Origin of the sequence: Streptomyces sp. NPDC057543, assembly GCF_042801895.1 — a bacterium.
Lineage (GTDB): Bacteria > Actinomycetota > Actinomycetes > Streptomycetales > Streptomycetaceae > Streptomyces.
Genome location: NZ_JBHVFF010000016.1, coordinates 15,512 through 29,753 on the forward strand (window position 1 = coordinate 15,512; position 14,242 = coordinate 29,753).

The 14,242-nt window shown below is 70.9% G+C and carries 17 protein-coding genes and 1 pseudogene; 11 read left to right on the top strand and 7 right to left on the bottom strand.

Annotation, left to right across the window (positions count from 1 at the left end):
- Positions 1-22: 22 nt before the first annotated feature.
- The gene (locus ACFU8Q_RS05125) at positions 23-463 is read right to left on the bottom strand and encodes an ATP-binding protein (RefSeq protein WP_384447933.1); all 441 of its coding nucleotides are present in this window, start codon (positions 461-463) and stop codon (positions 23-25) included.
- A 156-nt stretch (positions 464-619) separates the two neighbouring features.
- Here ACFU8Q_RS05125 and ACFU8Q_RS05130 point away from each other — a divergent pair, with 156 nt between their 5' ends.
- The 5 genes from ACFU8Q_RS05130 (at position 620) to ACFU8Q_RS05150 (ending at position 4,902) form a co-directional block, all read left to right on the top strand.
- Positions 620-1,498, top strand: coding sequence for a helix-turn-helix domain-containing protein (locus ACFU8Q_RS05130; RefSeq protein WP_384447936.1), 879 nt, complete (start codon positions 620-622; stop codon positions 1,496-1,498).
- Positions 1,495-1,704: a DUF397 domain-containing protein gene (locus ACFU8Q_RS05135; RefSeq protein WP_384447939.1), complete on the top strand. Its 210-nt coding sequence runs from the start codon at positions 1,495-1,497 to the stop codon at positions 1,702-1,704. The genes ACFU8Q_RS05130 and ACFU8Q_RS05135 overlap by 4 nt, the downstream gene beginning before the upstream one ends.
- A gap of 162 nt (positions 1,705-1,866) precedes the next feature.
- A complete protein-coding gene (locus tag ACFU8Q_RS05140) occupies positions 1,867-2,481 on the top strand; it encodes a flavin reductase family protein (RefSeq protein ID WP_384448013.1) in 615 nt (204 codons plus the stop codon).
- Between the two features lie 295 nt (positions 2,482-2,776).
- Positions 2,777-3,982: an NAD(P)/FAD-dependent oxidoreductase gene (locus ACFU8Q_RS05145; RefSeq protein WP_384447941.1), complete on the top strand. Its 1,206-nt coding sequence runs from the start codon at positions 2,777-2,779 to the stop codon at positions 3,980-3,982.
- Positions 3,979-4,902, top strand: a complete 924-nt coding sequence (locus ACFU8Q_RS05150) for an RNA polymerase sigma-70 factor (RefSeq protein ID WP_384447944.1) — start codon at positions 3,979-3,981, stop codon at positions 4,900-4,902. Before ACFU8Q_RS05145 ends, ACFU8Q_RS05150 begins: the two co-directional genes overlap by 4 nt.
- Positions 4,903-5,037: 135 nt before the next feature.
- Here the strand turns inward: ACFU8Q_RS05150 and ACFU8Q_RS05155 are convergent, their stop codons facing one another.
- Positions 5,038-6,381: an MFS transporter gene (locus ACFU8Q_RS05155; RefSeq protein WP_384447947.1), complete on the bottom strand. Its 1,344-nt coding sequence runs from the start codon at positions 6,379-6,381 to the stop codon at positions 5,038-5,040.
- A gap of 174 nt (positions 6,382-6,555) precedes the next feature.
- Here ACFU8Q_RS05155 and ACFU8Q_RS05160 point away from each other — a divergent pair, with 174 nt between their 5' ends.
- Positions 6,556-6,885 (top strand): hypothetical protein, encoded by a 330-nt coding sequence (locus ACFU8Q_RS05160; protein WP_384447949.1) that lies wholly within the window; start codon positions 6,556-6,558, stop codon positions 6,883-6,885.
- Here ACFU8Q_RS05160 and ACFU8Q_RS05165 read toward each other — a convergent pair.
- Together ACFU8Q_RS05165 and ACFU8Q_RS05170 are read right to left on the bottom strand one after the other, a co-directional pair.
- Positions 6,842-7,288 (bottom strand): DUF2809 domain-containing protein, encoded by a 447-nt coding sequence (locus tag ACFU8Q_RS05165; protein WP_384447952.1) that lies wholly within the window; start codon positions 7,286-7,288, stop codon positions 6,842-6,844. The two genes, ACFU8Q_RS05160 and ACFU8Q_RS05165, sit on opposite strands and share 44 nt — an antisense overlap.
- Positions 7,285-8,565: an MFS transporter gene (locus ACFU8Q_RS05170; RefSeq protein ID WP_384447955.1), complete on the bottom strand. Its 1,281-nt coding sequence runs from the start codon at positions 8,563-8,565 to the stop codon at positions 7,285-7,287. Before ACFU8Q_RS05170 ends, ACFU8Q_RS05165 begins: the two co-directional genes overlap by 4 nt.
- A gap of 133 nt (positions 8,566-8,698) precedes the next feature.
- Between ACFU8Q_RS05170 and ACFU8Q_RS05175 the strand changes: the two genes are divergently transcribed.
- From ACFU8Q_RS05175 to ACFU8Q_RS05190, 4 genes are all read left to right on the top strand, one after another.
- The gene (locus tag ACFU8Q_RS05175; protein WP_384447958.1) at positions 8,699-9,682 is read left to right on the top strand and encodes a GlxA family transcriptional regulator; all 984 of its coding nucleotides are present in this window, start codon (positions 8,699-8,701) and stop codon (positions 9,680-9,682) included.
- Positions 9,683-9,957: 275 nt separating this feature from the next.
- Positions 9,958-10,209: a DUF6400 family protein gene (locus ACFU8Q_RS05180; protein ID WP_382943482.1), complete on the top strand. Its 252-nt coding sequence runs from the start codon at positions 9,958-9,960 to the stop codon at positions 10,207-10,209.
- On the top strand, positions 10,193-10,438 hold the full coding sequence (locus ACFU8Q_RS05185; RefSeq protein ID WP_384447961.1) for a hypothetical protein: 246 nt from the start codon (positions 10,193-10,195) through the stop codon (positions 10,436-10,438). The genes ACFU8Q_RS05180 and ACFU8Q_RS05185 overlap by 17 nt, the downstream gene beginning before the upstream one ends.
- A gap of 60 nt (positions 10,439-10,498) precedes the next feature.
- A complete protein-coding gene (locus ACFU8Q_RS05190) occupies positions 10,499-10,894 on the top strand; it encodes a DUF6597 domain-containing transcriptional factor (protein ID WP_384447964.1) in 396 nt (131 codons plus the stop codon).
- On the opposite strand, the gene ACFU8Q_RS05195 is transcribed toward ACFU8Q_RS05190, so the two are convergent.
- The 3 genes and pseudogenes from ACFU8Q_RS05195 to ACFU8Q_RS05205 form a co-directional block, all read right to left on the bottom strand.
- A complete protein-coding gene (locus tag ACFU8Q_RS05195; RefSeq protein ID WP_384447967.1) occupies positions 10,891-11,940 on the bottom strand; it encodes a Zn-dependent alcohol dehydrogenase in 1,050 nt (349 codons plus the stop codon). The two genes, ACFU8Q_RS05190 and ACFU8Q_RS05195, sit on opposite strands and share 4 nt — an antisense overlap.
- A pseudogene (locus ACFU8Q_RS05200) lies at positions 11,937-12,225 on the bottom strand (acyl-CoA dehydrogenase family protein); the annotation flags it as partial. The gene ACFU8Q_RS05195 and the pseudogene ACFU8Q_RS05200, both read right to left, overlap by 4 nt.
- A gap of 37 nt (positions 12,226-12,262) precedes the next feature.
- A complete protein-coding gene (locus tag ACFU8Q_RS05205; protein ID WP_384447969.1) occupies positions 12,263-13,177 on the bottom strand; it encodes an SDR family oxidoreductase in 915 nt (304 codons plus the stop codon).
- 83 nt (positions 13,178-13,260) lie between these two features.
- Between ACFU8Q_RS05205 and ACFU8Q_RS05210 the strand changes: the two genes are divergently transcribed.
- Positions 13,261-14,187, top strand: coding sequence for a cyclase family protein (locus ACFU8Q_RS05210; protein WP_384447972.1), 927 nt, complete (start codon positions 13,261-13,263; stop codon positions 14,185-14,187).
- The last annotated feature ends 55 nt before the right edge of the window (positions 14,188-14,242 follow it).

Below are 14,242 nucleotides of genomic sequence, written 5' to 3' on the forward strand. Positions count from 1 at the left end.
ATCCGCGACCCGGTGGCGGCGGTCACGGTACGAGGTCGAGTTCGGCCCATACGGTTTTACGGGGAAGGGGCCCGGGACTGACGCCCCAACGATCCGCGAGCGCCTCGACGATCAGCAGGCCGCGCCCGGATTCGCAGTCGCCGTCCGGGACGGCCGTGCCGCCCGGACCGGGCGGAAGGCATTCGCCACGGGCGTCGCTCACCTCGATCCGCAGCAGCGCACCGCCGTCGTAGATCGTGAGGTCGAGCCGGAAGTCCCTGCCCGGTACGCGGCCGTGCACCACGGCATTGGTGGCCAGTTCCGCGACGATCTGCACGGCCGACTCCGACGGGATCCCCCACTCGCCCAGATGCGCGGCGGTGAGCAGCCGGGCCAGCCTGGCTCCCCGGCGGGTAAGTGAGAGCAACACAGTGAACGTGCGGCCGGGGGTGGGGGGTTGAGGGAGGGTGATTTCTTGTTTCACGTCACTCAGCGTGGCCGCACACGCATACGCTGACCAGTGATCAGTCAGATGCGTACGGTGACTGTCCGGAGCTTGTCCGGCGCTGTCCGAGCTGTCCGGAGGGGGCGTGCGGGTAGGAGGCGTCGAGGTGTGACGGCACATCGGAGGTGGCGCGGGATGCAGGTGGACGCGAACGGAACGGAACGGCCCGGGGGCGAGGCGGACGAACCCGGTTGGGACGTCGACCCGGACGACGAGTCGGGTGCGGCGGTCGTCGCCACGGTGGGGCGGCAGCTGAGGCTGCGGCGAGAGGCGGCCGGCATGCGGGCGGCCGAGTTCGGCGTCGCGATCGGGTACGGGGAGGACCAGGTCTACAAGGTCGAGGCCGGGAAACGGATTCCGCGCCAGGAGTATCTGGACAGGGCGGACGAGGTGTTGGGCGCGGACGGGCTGATCGCCGCAATGAAGAAGGACGTGGCGGAGGTCCGGTACCCGAAGAAGATCCGGGATCTGGCGCGGATGGAGGCGCGGGCGGTCGAGCTGCTGTCGTACGGCGACCACAACCTGCACGGCCTCCTGCAGACGGAGGATCACGCTCGGGCGTTGCTGAGGACGAGGCGCCCAGCCCTGTCGGACGACGAAGTGGAGCGTGGTGTCGCAGCCCGTATGGCCCGGCGCTCCATCTTCGACCGCTCACCGGCCCCCGAGCTGAGCTTTGTTCAGGAAGAGGCGACGCTCAGCCGTCCCACTGGGGGCAAGGCGGTGCTGCGCAGGCAGCTGGAACACCTCCTGGAGGTAGGGCAGTTGCGCAACGTCGAAATTCAGGTGATGCCGACCGCCTATTGGGACCATCCTGGGACAGGCGGGCGGATCCAGATGCTGAAGTTCGAGGACGGCACGGCAGTCGGGCGTTCTGATGACGAGTTCAGCGGTCGTCCCGTCTCCAGCCCGAAGCAGCTACGGATCCTTGAACTCCGCTATGGCATCATCCGGGCGGAGGCTCTCAGCGCACGGGAGTCGCTGGCCTTCATCGAGCGAGCGCTGGGAGAGACATGATCCGGAAGACCTCCGCTGGGGACGGCTCCGAGTTGGCATGGTTCAAGAGCAGCTACAGCGACAGCAGCAACCCCAACGACTGCGTCGAGGTCGCCACCACCCCCGGCACCGTCCACGTCCGCGACTCGAAGAACGCGCAGGGCCCCCGGTTCGCCGTAGCCCCCGACGCATGGGCGCGCTTCGTGACGTACGCCGCCGGTAGCTGACCCTGAAGACTCGCCCCCGGCCCGGCCCGGGCGGGTTCGGGGTGCGCCTCAGCCCGGCCAGCGGCGGGACTCGCGGCCTTTCGCGCCCGGAACCCTCTTCCCTCGCCCTTCCTATCTGACGTGCCGTCAGTTTCAATGGGAAGCGTGATGGGACACGCAGGCATGGCCGCCACCGCCGTCCGGTACCTCAGGTCCGTCGGCGCCGCCACCACCGCAGGGCCGACGCCGGTCGACCCATTGCCGCGCCCGGATCTGCGGGCCGTCGCGGACGACGAGCGGCTGCCGGTCGACTCGGCCGAATTCCGGCGCGTACTGGGGAACTTCGCGAGCGGCGTCACCATCGTCACCGCACACGATCCGGACGACGCGCAGGGACCGGCGGGCTTCGCCTGCCAGTCGTTCGCGTCGCTCTCCCTCGACCCGCCGCTGGTCACCTTCATGGTCGCCCGTACGTCGACGACCTGGCCGCGCATCGCCCGCGCCGGGGCCTTCTGCGTCAACATCCTGGGCGCGGACCAGGGCGCACTGTGCCGGAGCTTCGCGGTGAGCGGGGCCGACAAGTTCGCGGGAGTGGCGTACGAGGCGGCTCCCGCGACCGGGTCGCCGCTGCTGGACTCCGTACCGGCCTGGATCGACTGCCGCATCCAGGCCGTCCACACCGGGGGCGACCATCTGATCGTCGTCGGCCGGGTGGAGGCGCTGGGGGCGACGGACGGTGACGGGCCGCTGCTTTTCCACCGGGGGACGTTCGGGCGCTTCGGACCGCTCGGCGGGTGAACACTCACCACACCCCGGCTCGGACCGGCATGTGAACGCACACCACGGGCCCGATCATGCCCGGCGGACGGCGGCTCGGCCGACGGCGCCGTGCAGCAGATCCCGCAGCCTCAGCGCCTCCTGGAGCGGCGCGGCGGGCTGATACGTCCTCCGGGGGGCTTCCCGGACCTCTTCGGCAGCCTCCGGCGGACCTGCCGACCTCGGCTGTGCCGTGCATCACATCCACCTCATGTCACAGACGGGGCGGCATCTTCCATCTGGTGGTCGTCAGCAGCGAGTGGAGGAGGACGGAACAATGAGCGCACAGCATGAGGCCTGCATGACGACCACCCACCGTGTGGTGATTCTGGGGGCGGGGTACGCGGGGATGGCCGCGGCCATCCAGCTCGCGGCCCGGGTCAAGGGGCGCGAGGGCGTGCAGGTCGTCGTGGTGAACGCGCAGGAGCGGTTCACCGAGCGGCTGCGGCTGCACATGACGGCGACCGGGCAGCAGCTCGCCGAGCTGAGCATCCCGGAGATGCTGGAGGGTACGGGGGCGCAGTTCGTGCGCGGCTGGGTGACGGCGGTGGACGCGGACGCGAAGACCGTGCGGATCGACGACCATCGAGTTCTGCACTACGACACGCTGGTGTACGGGCTGGGCGGGGTCGCCGAAACGTCGGCGGTGCCGGGTGTCGAGGACCATGCGTACACCCTGAGCAGTGCCCAGGACGCCGAGTTGCTGGCGGACCGGCTGGGGCGGCTCGGCAGTGGCACGGTGGTGGTCGGCGGCAGCGGGCTGACCGGCGTCGAGTCGGCCGCGGAGATCGCCGAGCGGTATCCGGAGCTGAACGTCGTGCTGCTGGGCCGGCAGGAACCCGGTGCGGCCATGAACCCGAAGGCCAAGGCGTATCTGCACGCCGCGCTCGACCGGCTGGGCGTGGCGGTGCGCAGCGAAGTCGAGGTGGCCAAGGTACTGCCCTACGCGGTCGAGTTGGCGGGCGGGGAGAGCATCGCCGCCGACGTGGTGTTGTGGACGAGCGGTACGCGGGTGTCACCGCTGGCGGCCGCCGCCGGGCTGGCCGTCGACGAGCGCGAACGCATCGTCACCGACGCCGCGCTGCGGTCGGTGTCCCACCCGGAGGTGTACGCCATCGGCGACGCGGCCGCGATCCGCCAGGGCTACGGCGTCATGCACGGTACCTGCCAGGGCGGCATGCCGACCGGTGTGCACGCCGCGCTGTCGATCGACCGTGTGCTCAAGGGCAAGCAGCCCAAACCATTCCGCTTCGGCTACTACCACACGCCGGTCAGCCTGGGGCGGCACGACGCGGTCGTACAGTTCACCCGCCCCGATGACAGCCCGCGATCAGTTCATCTGACCGGCCGCATGGCGGCCCGGTATAAGGAGACGGTGACTGCCTCGCCCTGGCCGGCCTACGGCCGTATGAAGAAGATGCCCGCCTCGGGCGCGTTCTGGCCCCGCGGCGGCCGCTCCACCCGGGTCCGGGAGGCCCGGTGAACGACCTGTCCGCCCACCACCCCGGCCAGCAGGTCTTCCACGAGCACCGGCGGCTGCTGTTCTCCGTGGCCTACCGCGTCCTCGGCAGCGCGGCCGATGCCGAGGACGCGGTCCAGGACACCTGGATCAAGTGGTCGGCCGCCGACCGCTCGCAAGTGGCCGACCCCAAGGCGTACTTGACGCGGATCGTGTCGAACCTGGCGCTGGAACGGCTGCGCTCCACCCGGCACAAGCGGGAGACCTATGTGGGGCCGTGGCTGCCGGAGCCCATCCTCACCGGTGGAGATGCCTCCGAGGCCGTAACGGACGCCGAGTCCGTGTCGATGGCCATGATGGTGGTGCTGGAGACGCTCAGCCCGCTGGAGCGCGCGGTGTTCGTACTGAAGGAGGTCTTCGACTTCAGCCACGCCGAGATCGCCGAGGCGGTGGAGCGTTCCGAAGCCGCGGTGCGGCAGGCCGCGCACCGGGCCCGCGAGCATGTGCGGGCCCGACGGCCGCGCTTCGCCGCCGACCGCTCAAGGCGGCGCGAGGCCACCGAGCGGTTCTTCGCCGCCACGACCGGCGGGGACCTCAACGCCCTGATGGAGTTGCTGTCCCCGGACGTCACCCTGTGGACCGACGGCGGCGGCAAGGTCCGCCAGGCCCTGCGCCCGGTCGTGGGCGCTCAAACGGTGGCCGCCTGGTTCGCAGCCATCGGCACCGTTACCTACCAGGGCATCGAGCCCGCCGACATGAAGGCCGAACTCGTCGAGATCAACGGCGGGCCGGGCATGGTGTTCAGCGGGCCGGGACGCGTGATCGCCACCGTCACCTTCGACTTCGACGCCGACGGCCGCATCACCACCATCCACAACGTGGCCAACCCGGACAAACTCCAGACCGTCGGCGACGGCACCACGTACGACATCGGGACACGGTGAACGTCGTCACCGCCTGCTGCCACCGCAGGCAGGCTGGTGACCCTCGCTGTCTTCCTGCCGGTCGCCGAGAACCTCTCCGCCCGAGACCGGCCCCGACACCGGGCGCCGGTCGGCGTCCGTTCCTGTCCGGCACCGTCAGCCGAGTCCGGCGGCGGTGCCCGACGGCTCCCGGACCCGCCGGATCACCAGCGCCATCAGTGCCGCCGTCGCGCACAGCGCCCCCGACGCGTACCAGACCACGTCGTACGAGCCGAACACGTCGCGCGCCACACCGCCCAGGAACGCCACCAGCGCGGCGCCCACCTGGTGGGAGGCGAGCACCCAGCCGAAGACGATGGCGCTGTCCTCGCCGTACTGCTCGCGGCACAGGGCCAGCGTCGGCGGGACGGTGGCGACCCAGTCCAGGCCGTAGAAGACGATGAAGAACACCATCGGCGGATGGACCGTCGGCGCCATCAGCATCGGCAGGAACAGCAGCGAGACGCCGCGCAGCGCGTAGTAGACGGCGAGGAGCCGACGGGCGTCGAAACGGTCGGTGAGCCAGCCGGAGAAGACCGTGCCGATGACGTCGAAGACCCCGATGACGGCAAGCAGCGAGGCCGCGGCGGTGATGGGCATGCCGTGGTCGTGGGCCGACGGCACGAAGTGCGTACGGATCAGGCCGTTGGTCGAGGCCCCGCAGATCGCGAACGTGCCGGCCAGCAGCCAGAACGGCCCGGTGCGCGCCGCGTCGAGCAGTACGCGCACGGTCCGCCGCGCCGCCCCGTGAGCGGGTGCGGGCTTCTCCACGTAGCTGCCGCCGTACGGGGCGAGGCCCACATCGGCCGGGTGGTCGTGCAGCAGGAGCCAGACGAACGGGACGACGACCAGGGCGGCGAGCGCGACGGTCACCGAGGCCGGGCGCCAGCCGTGTTCCGCGACGATCCACGCGCACAGCGGCAGGAACACCAGCTGGCCGGATGCGCCCGCCGCAGTGAGGATGCCGGTGACCAGGCCGCGCCGGGCCACGAACCAGCGGTTGGTGACCGTGGCGGAGAAGGCCAGCGCCATGGACCCGGTGCCGAGGCCGACGAGCAGCCCCCAATAGAGCATCAGCTGCCAGGAGGCCGTCATCCAGACGCTGGCCAGCGCCCCGGCCGCCACCACGCTCAGCGCGGCGACGACGACCCGGCGGATGCCGAAGCGGTCCATCAGCGCGGCGGCGAACGGTGCGGTGAGCCCGTACAGCGCCATGTCGATGGAGACGGCGAATCCGATCTCCCCGCGCGACCAGCCGAACTCCGTGTGGAGCGGGTCGATGAGGAGGCCGGGCAGGGAGTTGAAGGCGGCGCCGCCGATGATCGTCACGAAGGTGACGACGGCGACGATCCAGGCACGGTGAACGCGCCGACGGGAACGCCGACCGGGGACTGCGGGAGTGGCCTGCCGGTCGTCGTCCCGGGCGGCGCTTTCGGTTGTCTGGGTCACGTCACCCAGCATCGGGGCGCGGCATGTCCGTTCACGAGTGGCCCGAGGGCCACCCTTCGCAGGAATCGGGCCACGCGCCGCGAGCGGTCCCGGCACTGTGCGTACGATCACTTGTCGGCCGGCGGCCGTACGCCGCGCCGTCGTCGCGCGCCGAAGCCTTCGCCACGTACCGATCCGGGGGATCTCATGCAGTGGGTAGCACGCCAGCAGTTCCACCACCGCTCCGCGCTGATGCAGGGCTGGGGCGCCGTGCTTCTGGTCGTCGCCTGCGCCCTGTGGATCTGGCTGGGATTCCTGCTGGTGGAACAGCAGGACGCGTACTGCTACCGGATCACGAACGACTGCGAGATGATCACCGAGTGGCCGAAGCAGCTGGCCGTTCTGGCGATCTCCGCCCCCTTGTCCGTATGCGGTGCGGCGCTGCTGGTCTGCGGCAGTGTGCGCAGGCAGACCAGCGCCCATGTCTTCCAGGTCATCGAGATGCAGAAGTCCGAGGAGCGCTCCCGGAGCAAGTAGCCGAGGCCGCCACGGCCCAGGCGCACCCCGCCCCCACCGCGTACCAGAACAGGTCGGGTGCGTTGAAGGACGAGCCGAGCACCAGCCGCGCCGCCACGCTGTGCCGGGAGAGTTCCGCGGGCACCCCGGTCAGTTGCAGCAGCTCGACCGCCCAGCTGAACGCGAGCGCCGCCCCGGCCGTGACGGCCGGCCGCGCCCGCGGGGCGATCACGGTGGCCAGGGCGCAGATCAGCACGGTGTAGAGCGCGTCCCCGGCGTACTTGGCGACGGCACCGTCCGCGAACGCCCTGACCCCGAGCCCCGCGGCGACGGTCAGCGCCGCGGCCCCGGCCGCGACCGCGCGTACCCGCAGAGTCGTCCGCACCGCCCGGGGAACGACCGTCTCCGGCCCTGCGGCGGTCATCCGATCCGCTCCAGCCGCCTGATCGGCCGGGCCGCCAGCAGGACCGCCACCACCACCATGTTGATCACCGCTCCGGCCAGCAGCACCTCCGGTGCGCCCACCCGGTCCGCGACCGGTCCGGCCAGCGCCCGGCCCGCCGCCAGCATCAGCAGCGAGCCCGCCACGTCGTACGCGTGCAGCCGGTTCAGCGCCTGCGGCGGCACATGGGTCTGCACCGTCGTCGACCACATCACCAGCCAGAACGCGAACGCCGCACCCGCCACGAACTGCCCCACCCCGAGCGCGGACACCGGCATCCCGAGGCCCAGCACCACCAGGTTCACACAGACCGCGGTCAGCGCCACGGCCCCCGCCGCGAGCGGGCGGCGCGGTCTCAGGCGCAGGGCGAGCAGCCCGCCGGCGACACTGCCCGCGCCGTTCACCGCCATCATCACGCCGTACGTCCCCGAGCCGTGCGCCTCGGTGACCTCGACCGCGGTGAGCGGCAGCATCGGGCCGAGCACCGCGAAGCCGTACACCGTCCAGATCGCGATCACCCCCCACAGCCAGCTCCGGGCCCGGAACTCCCGCCAGCCGTCGACCAGTTCGGCGACGAAGGTGCCGTGCCGCGCCTCGTCCGCCGGGGCCGGGGCCAGCCGCAGCAGGAACAGGCACAGGCCGGAGACCAGGAACGTCGACGCGTTCGCCGCGTAGACCGCTCCGGCGCTGGCGAGCCCGACGAGCATGCCCGCGAAGGCCGGGCCCGCCATGGTCATCAGCGCCTCGGAGACCCGGAGCACCGCGTTGGCGCGCTGCACGTCCGAGGCCACCCGCGGCACGGTCGACGCGACGCCCGGCTGGAAGAGCGCGGCACCCACACCCGCCACCGCGCTGAGCGCGTACACCACCCACAGCGGCGGGTTGCCGGTGGCGAAGGAGACCGCCAGCACCGAGGCCCCGACCAGTCGCAGCGCATCGGCGATGATCATCATCCGGCGAGGGGTGAACCGGTCCGCCAGTACGCCGCCGAAGAGCACGAAGAGGGCCAGCGGCCCCATCCAGGCCGCGAGCGCGAACCCCACCGACGAGTGCGGCCGGCCCGCCCCCAGCAGGCCCGCGGTGAGCGCCACCGGGATCATGCCGTCGCCGAAGAGCGCGGCGGTACGGGCGACGAAGAAGAGCCGGAAGTTACGGTTCCAGAGCTCGACCGGCCGGCCGTGGCCGATCAGCTCCGGATCCGGACCCGGGCCCGATCCTGAGACCGGGCCGGACACCGGGACCGGGGCCGAATCCGGCATACGGGGTGACGGGGACGGTACGCTCGCGCGCTCCGTGGCGGGAATGCGCGGATACTTCGCTGACTTTTCCTTCACGGCAGTGACATGTATCAGCTGGAGGTCTATACCAGCTAGGGATGAAAGGGGTCCGCCCGTGCCGCACCGCATCGCAGTCCTGGCCCTCGACGGGCTGCTCCCCTTCGAACTGGGCATCCCCCAAAGGATATTCGGCCGTTCGCTCGGCTCGGATCCCCGCACCAAGGGCCGCAATCTCTATGAAGTCGTGACCTGTTCCGTCCGCCCGCCGGGCCCGGTCCGCACCGACGCCGACTTCACGATCACCGTGGAACACGGCCCGGAGGCCCTGGCCACAGCCGACACCGTCGTGATCCCCGCCAGTTACGAACTCGGCCCCGTCTACACGAAGGGCAGGCTCACCGACGAACTCGCCGCCGCGTTCGCGCACATCAGGCCGGGCACCCGGATGGTCTCCATCTGCACGGGCAGTTACGTGCTGGCCGCCGCCGGATATCTCGACGGGCGGCCCGCCACCACGCACTGGTCCTCCGCCGACCATTTCCAGCGGCTCTTCCCCAAGGTCCGCGTCGATCCGGACGTCCTGTTCATCGACGACGGCGACGTCCTGACCTCCGCCGGGGTCGCCGCCGGAATCGACCTCTGCCTGCACATCGTGCGCCGCGACCACGGCACGGCCGTCGCCAACGACGTCGCCCGCCGCACGGTCGTACCCCCGCACCGGGACGGCGGGCAGGCGCAGTACATCCAACGCCCCGTGCCCGAGACGCAGTTCGCGACCACCACCACCGCGCGCGCCTGGGCGCTCGGGCGGCTGGAGCGGCCGATCCTGCTGCGCGACATGGCGCAGCAGGAGTCGATGAGCGTACGGACGTTCACCCGCCGCTTCCGGGAGGAGGTCGGGGTCAGCCCCGTCCAGTGGCTGACCCGGCAGCGGGTCGAACGGGCCCGGCAACTGCTGGAGTCGACGGACCTGTCGATCGACCAGGTGGCGCGGAACGCGGGCTTCGGGACGGCGACGTCGCTGCGCCAGCATCTCCAGGCGGCGCTGGGGGTGTCCCCGACGGCGTACCGGCGCACATTTCGCGCGGGGAAGGCCTGACCGGGCGCTCCGGCCGTCGCCCCTCCGCATCGTTCGGATCACCCCGCCCGACACCCTGGACGACCACGTGAAGTACGTCACAGTGCCGCCCGTGGAACGCGTCGGCCGTCGGGGCCCCGATGCCGGCAACGCCCCACCCCTGCCGACCGATCCGAGGGTTCCTCCCCCGGAGGCCGGGGGCCGCTTCTCCTCGGAGCGACTTAGGTCACCCTTCCCTGTCGCCGCTTCCGCCTGATAGGCATGTGGAGTTCCACCGGCACTTCGGAAGTTTCGCCATGAAAAAGGGAAATTCAGACAGCCTCATACCCTTCACGATCGATCTGACGTTCGAGGAAGCGCGGCGCCGGGCCGAGGTCGTGACCGCACTCGGGCCCGACTGGGACCCGATCGCCGCCCTCCAGGGCGAGGACGAGGCGTACGCGCTCCTCTACTCGGGCCTGGACGCCGAACAGCAGCGCACCTACGACCTGCTGGTGGCGACCGGCGTCCTGCCGGGAAGGGGGCCGGGTCGTGCGACTGCCGATTGATCCGCAGGCGGACGTGGCCCGCCGCGCCTGGATGCCCTGCCCCGTCTGCGACGACGCCCGTCATTGCGAGAACTGCGCCGACCTCCGTACCTGCCGTGAGCACTGGCGCTATCTGATATCCAACAACGGACCGGTCGTTCACCTCCAGTGCCCGCAGTGCACCCACATGTGGTCCGTGAACACGCGTCCCGACGTCACCCCGCGCGACAGCAGCGCCTTCGGCGACTGACCGACGGCAACCTGGGAGATCGAGCGACCGTCGCGGGCTACCGCGCTCCCTGGGATCGACGTGGCCGGATTCCGCATTCACGGCGACAGCCCCATCGAACTACGAGCCATCCCCCACCCAGCCGTCACCGTGGCCGTCGAGTTCGGTGACCGCCTGTTCGACATCAACAGCGCGGCCGGCCCAATGCGGTCGGAGAGCCTGGCCGCCGGGCTCGCCTTCAGCGCGTTCCAGGTGCGCGCCGAGGGCGTCGAGTGTGTGCAGATACGCCTGTCTCCGCTTGCAGCGCACCCCGTGCTCGGGTTCCCGCTCGCGGAGTTGCGCGGGAGCGTCATCGCACTCGACGACCTGTGGGGCCGCGACACGCCGCGCCTGCGGGAGCGGGCTCCCGGCCGCCTTGCGATCGCACGCACCGGACGACGCTCTTCATGGGGCAAACATTGCCGGTCACGGCACTAGAAGACGAGCACCCCCCGTGCCACCCGGCCGTGGTGCGCGTCGTCCGCCGCCTTGGCGAAGTCCTCCACCGCATAGGTCTCGGTGACGAGTTCGTCCAGGAGCAGACTGCCCTCCCGGTACAGGTCCGCATAGAGCGCGATGTCCCGCTGCGGGCGCGAGGAGCCGTACCGGCAGCCCAGAATCGACTTGTCCAGGTACATCGACGAGACGAGGAACGACGCCTCGGCCGTCGCCGCGGGGACACCCAGCAGGATCGCCTGGCCGTGCCGGTCCAGCAGGTCGATCGCGGTACGGATCAGTTCTGTCCGGCCCACGCACTCGAAGGCGTGGTCCGCGCCGCTCGGCAGGATCTCCCGTACACCGTCGGCCGATGTCAGGAAGTGCGTCGCACCGAACTGCCGCGCCACCGCCTCCTTCGCCGGGTTGGCGTCGACGGCGACGATCGTCAGGGCCCCCGCGATCCGGGCGCCCTGGATCACATTGAGTCCGATGCCGCCCGTGCCGATCACCACGACCGTGTCGCCCCGGTCGACCTTCGCCCGGTTGAGTACGGCTCCGACTCCCGTCAGCACCCCGCAGCCGATCAGGGCCGCCGAGGTGAGCGGCAGATCGGCGGGGATCTTCACCGCCTGCACGGCCTTGACCAGGGTCCGTTCGGCGAAGGCCGAGTTGGACGCGAACTGGTACAGCGGATTCCCGCGCCGCGAGAACGGCTGCCCCGGCATCCCGATCGCCTTGCGGCACATCGTCGGCCGGCCCCGGTCGCACTGGGCGCACGCCCCGCAGTTGGCCAGCGTGGACAGCGACACATGGTCGCCGGGCACCACATGGCCGACGCCCGCACCGACGGCCTCCACCACGCCCGCGCCCTCGTGCCCGAGGACCACCGGCGCCGGGAACGGAATCGTCCCGTCGATCACCGACAGATCGCTGTGGCACAGCCCGGCCGCTGCCACCGCCACCAGCACCTCACCGGGGCCCGGATCGCGTATCTCCAGATCGTCGACGACCTCGGTCCGCTTGCCGTCGAAGACGACGCCTCTCATCTCGGCTCCCTCGGTAGGCCGAGCACCCGCTCGGCGATGATGTTCCGCTGGATCTCGTCCGAGCCGCCGTAGATGGTGTCGGACCGGGTGAACAGGAACAGGCGCTGTGCCTCGTCGAGTTCGTACGGTGTCCGCGCCGACCAGTCGTCCGGGCCGACGGCACCCCGCCGCGCCCCTGATCTCCACGGTCGGCTCGCGGAGGCGCTGGCGCCGGCCGCCCCAGAGCAGTTTCGCCACGCCGGGTGCGCCGGGGTCGCCCGTGGAGCCCAGGGTGCGCAGGGCATTCGAGTGTGTCGGCCGCACCTCGATGCTGCCCGGCTGGTCACGCGTTCGGCCGCGCTCTCGCCGCCGCCGCGGCCGCCATCTCCTCCAGCTGCGCCAGCATCGGCATCGGGTCCGAGCCCACCGTCCCCGGCAGGAAGTCCGCGATCCGTTCCGGGGTCCAGGCCCCCTCCGCGTAGCCGGCCCGCAGCTCCCTCGGCTGGGCCCAGACCGCGATCTTCGGGCCGGCGATCGTGTACACCTGACCGGTGATCTTCTCCTTGCGGGCCCGCTCACTGAGCAGGTAGACGACGAGCGCCGCCACATCCTCCGGCTCGCCGATCTCCTTGAGTTCCATGGGCACGTTGGCTGACATCCGGGTACGGGCGACGGGTGCGACGGCGTTCGCCGTGACGCCGTACTTGTGCAGGCCGAGCGCCGCGCTCCGTACCAGCGAGATGATCCCGCCCTTCGCGGCGCTGTAGTTGGCCTGGGCGACGCTGCCCTGATGGTTGCCGCTGGTGAAGCCGATCAGCGTGCCGCCGTCCTCCTGCTTCCGCATCACCGCCGAGGCGGCCCGGAAGACGGTGAACGTGCCCTTGAGGTGCGTGGCGACCACCGGGTCCCACTCCTCCTCGGACATGTTGAACAGCATCCGTTCCCGCAGGATCCCCGCCACGCACACGACCCCGTCGATCCGCCCGTACTGAGCCAGCGCCGTGTCCACGATCCGTTGCCCGCCCGCCATCGTGGAGATGTCGTCGGCGACGGCCACCGCCGTACCGCCGGCCGCCTCGATCTCCTTGACGACGGACTCGGCTATCTCGCTGCTCGGCTCGCCGCCCTCGATGGACACGCCATAGTCGTTGACGACGACTCTCGCCCCCTCGGCCGCCGCCGCGAGCGCGACCGCCCTCCCGATGCCGCGCCCGGCTCCGGTCACGGCCACCACTTTGCCTGCCAAGAAGTTCCCCATGCCCGGCCCCTTCCCGCGGTTTCTGACGGACCGTTAGATTTTATGGGCCATCAGGTCCACGAACACAAGCCCCGGGAGGCTCCATGTCACTGCCGGCCGAGTTCCACGACATCGCCAAGCGGGTGAACAACTGGGGCCGTTGGGGCGCCGACGACGAGATCGGCACGCTCAATCTGATCACCGACGCGGTCGTACGGGAGGCGGCCGGCGCCGTCCGCACCGGGCTGCGTGTGCCCCTCGCGTTGCCTCTCCAGCAGGACGGCGTCCAGAGCGGACTGATCCCCGGGCGGATCAATCCGCTGCACACCATGATCCAGATCAATCAGGAGCTCTTCGGCCCCGGCACCGTCGCCACCAGCGACGACACGGCGGTCCTGAGCCTCCAGACGGCCACCCACTGGGACGCCCTCACCCATGCCTCGCACTCTGGGAAGATCTACAACGGCCGCCCGGCCGCCACGATCACCGCCCACGACGGAGCGCGGTTCAGCGGGATCGACAAGGCGCCGCACATCGTCTCGCGCGGGGTGCTGCTCGATGTGGCCCGCGCCCACGGTCTGGACAGGCTGCCCGGCGACCACGCCGTCACTCCCGAGGACCTGGACGCGGCCGAGGATCTGGCGGGGGTCCGGGTCCGGGCCGGTGGCATCGTGCTCGTACGGACGGGTCAGGTGCAGGTCTACCTGGCGGGCGACAAGCAGGCGTACGGCTATCCGTCGCCCGGCCTCTCGATCCGGACGCCCGAGTGGTTCCGGGCGCGCGATGTGGCGGCGGTCGCCAACGACACCCTGACCTTCGAGATCTTCCCGCCCGAGATCGAGGATCTGTGGCTGGGGGTGCACGCGCTGGACCTCGTCGAGATGGGCATGCTGCAGGGCCAGAACTGGAACCTGGAAAAGTTGTCCACAGCCTGTGCGGACGAGGGGCGCTACAGTTTTCTGCTCTCCGCGATGCCGGAGCCGTTCGTCGGCGCCACCGGCACTCCGGTCGCCCCGGTCGCCATCCTCTGAAGGCGCTCGGACCGGCTGAAGACGCTCGGACCGGCGCCGGATGCGCGGGCCTGTG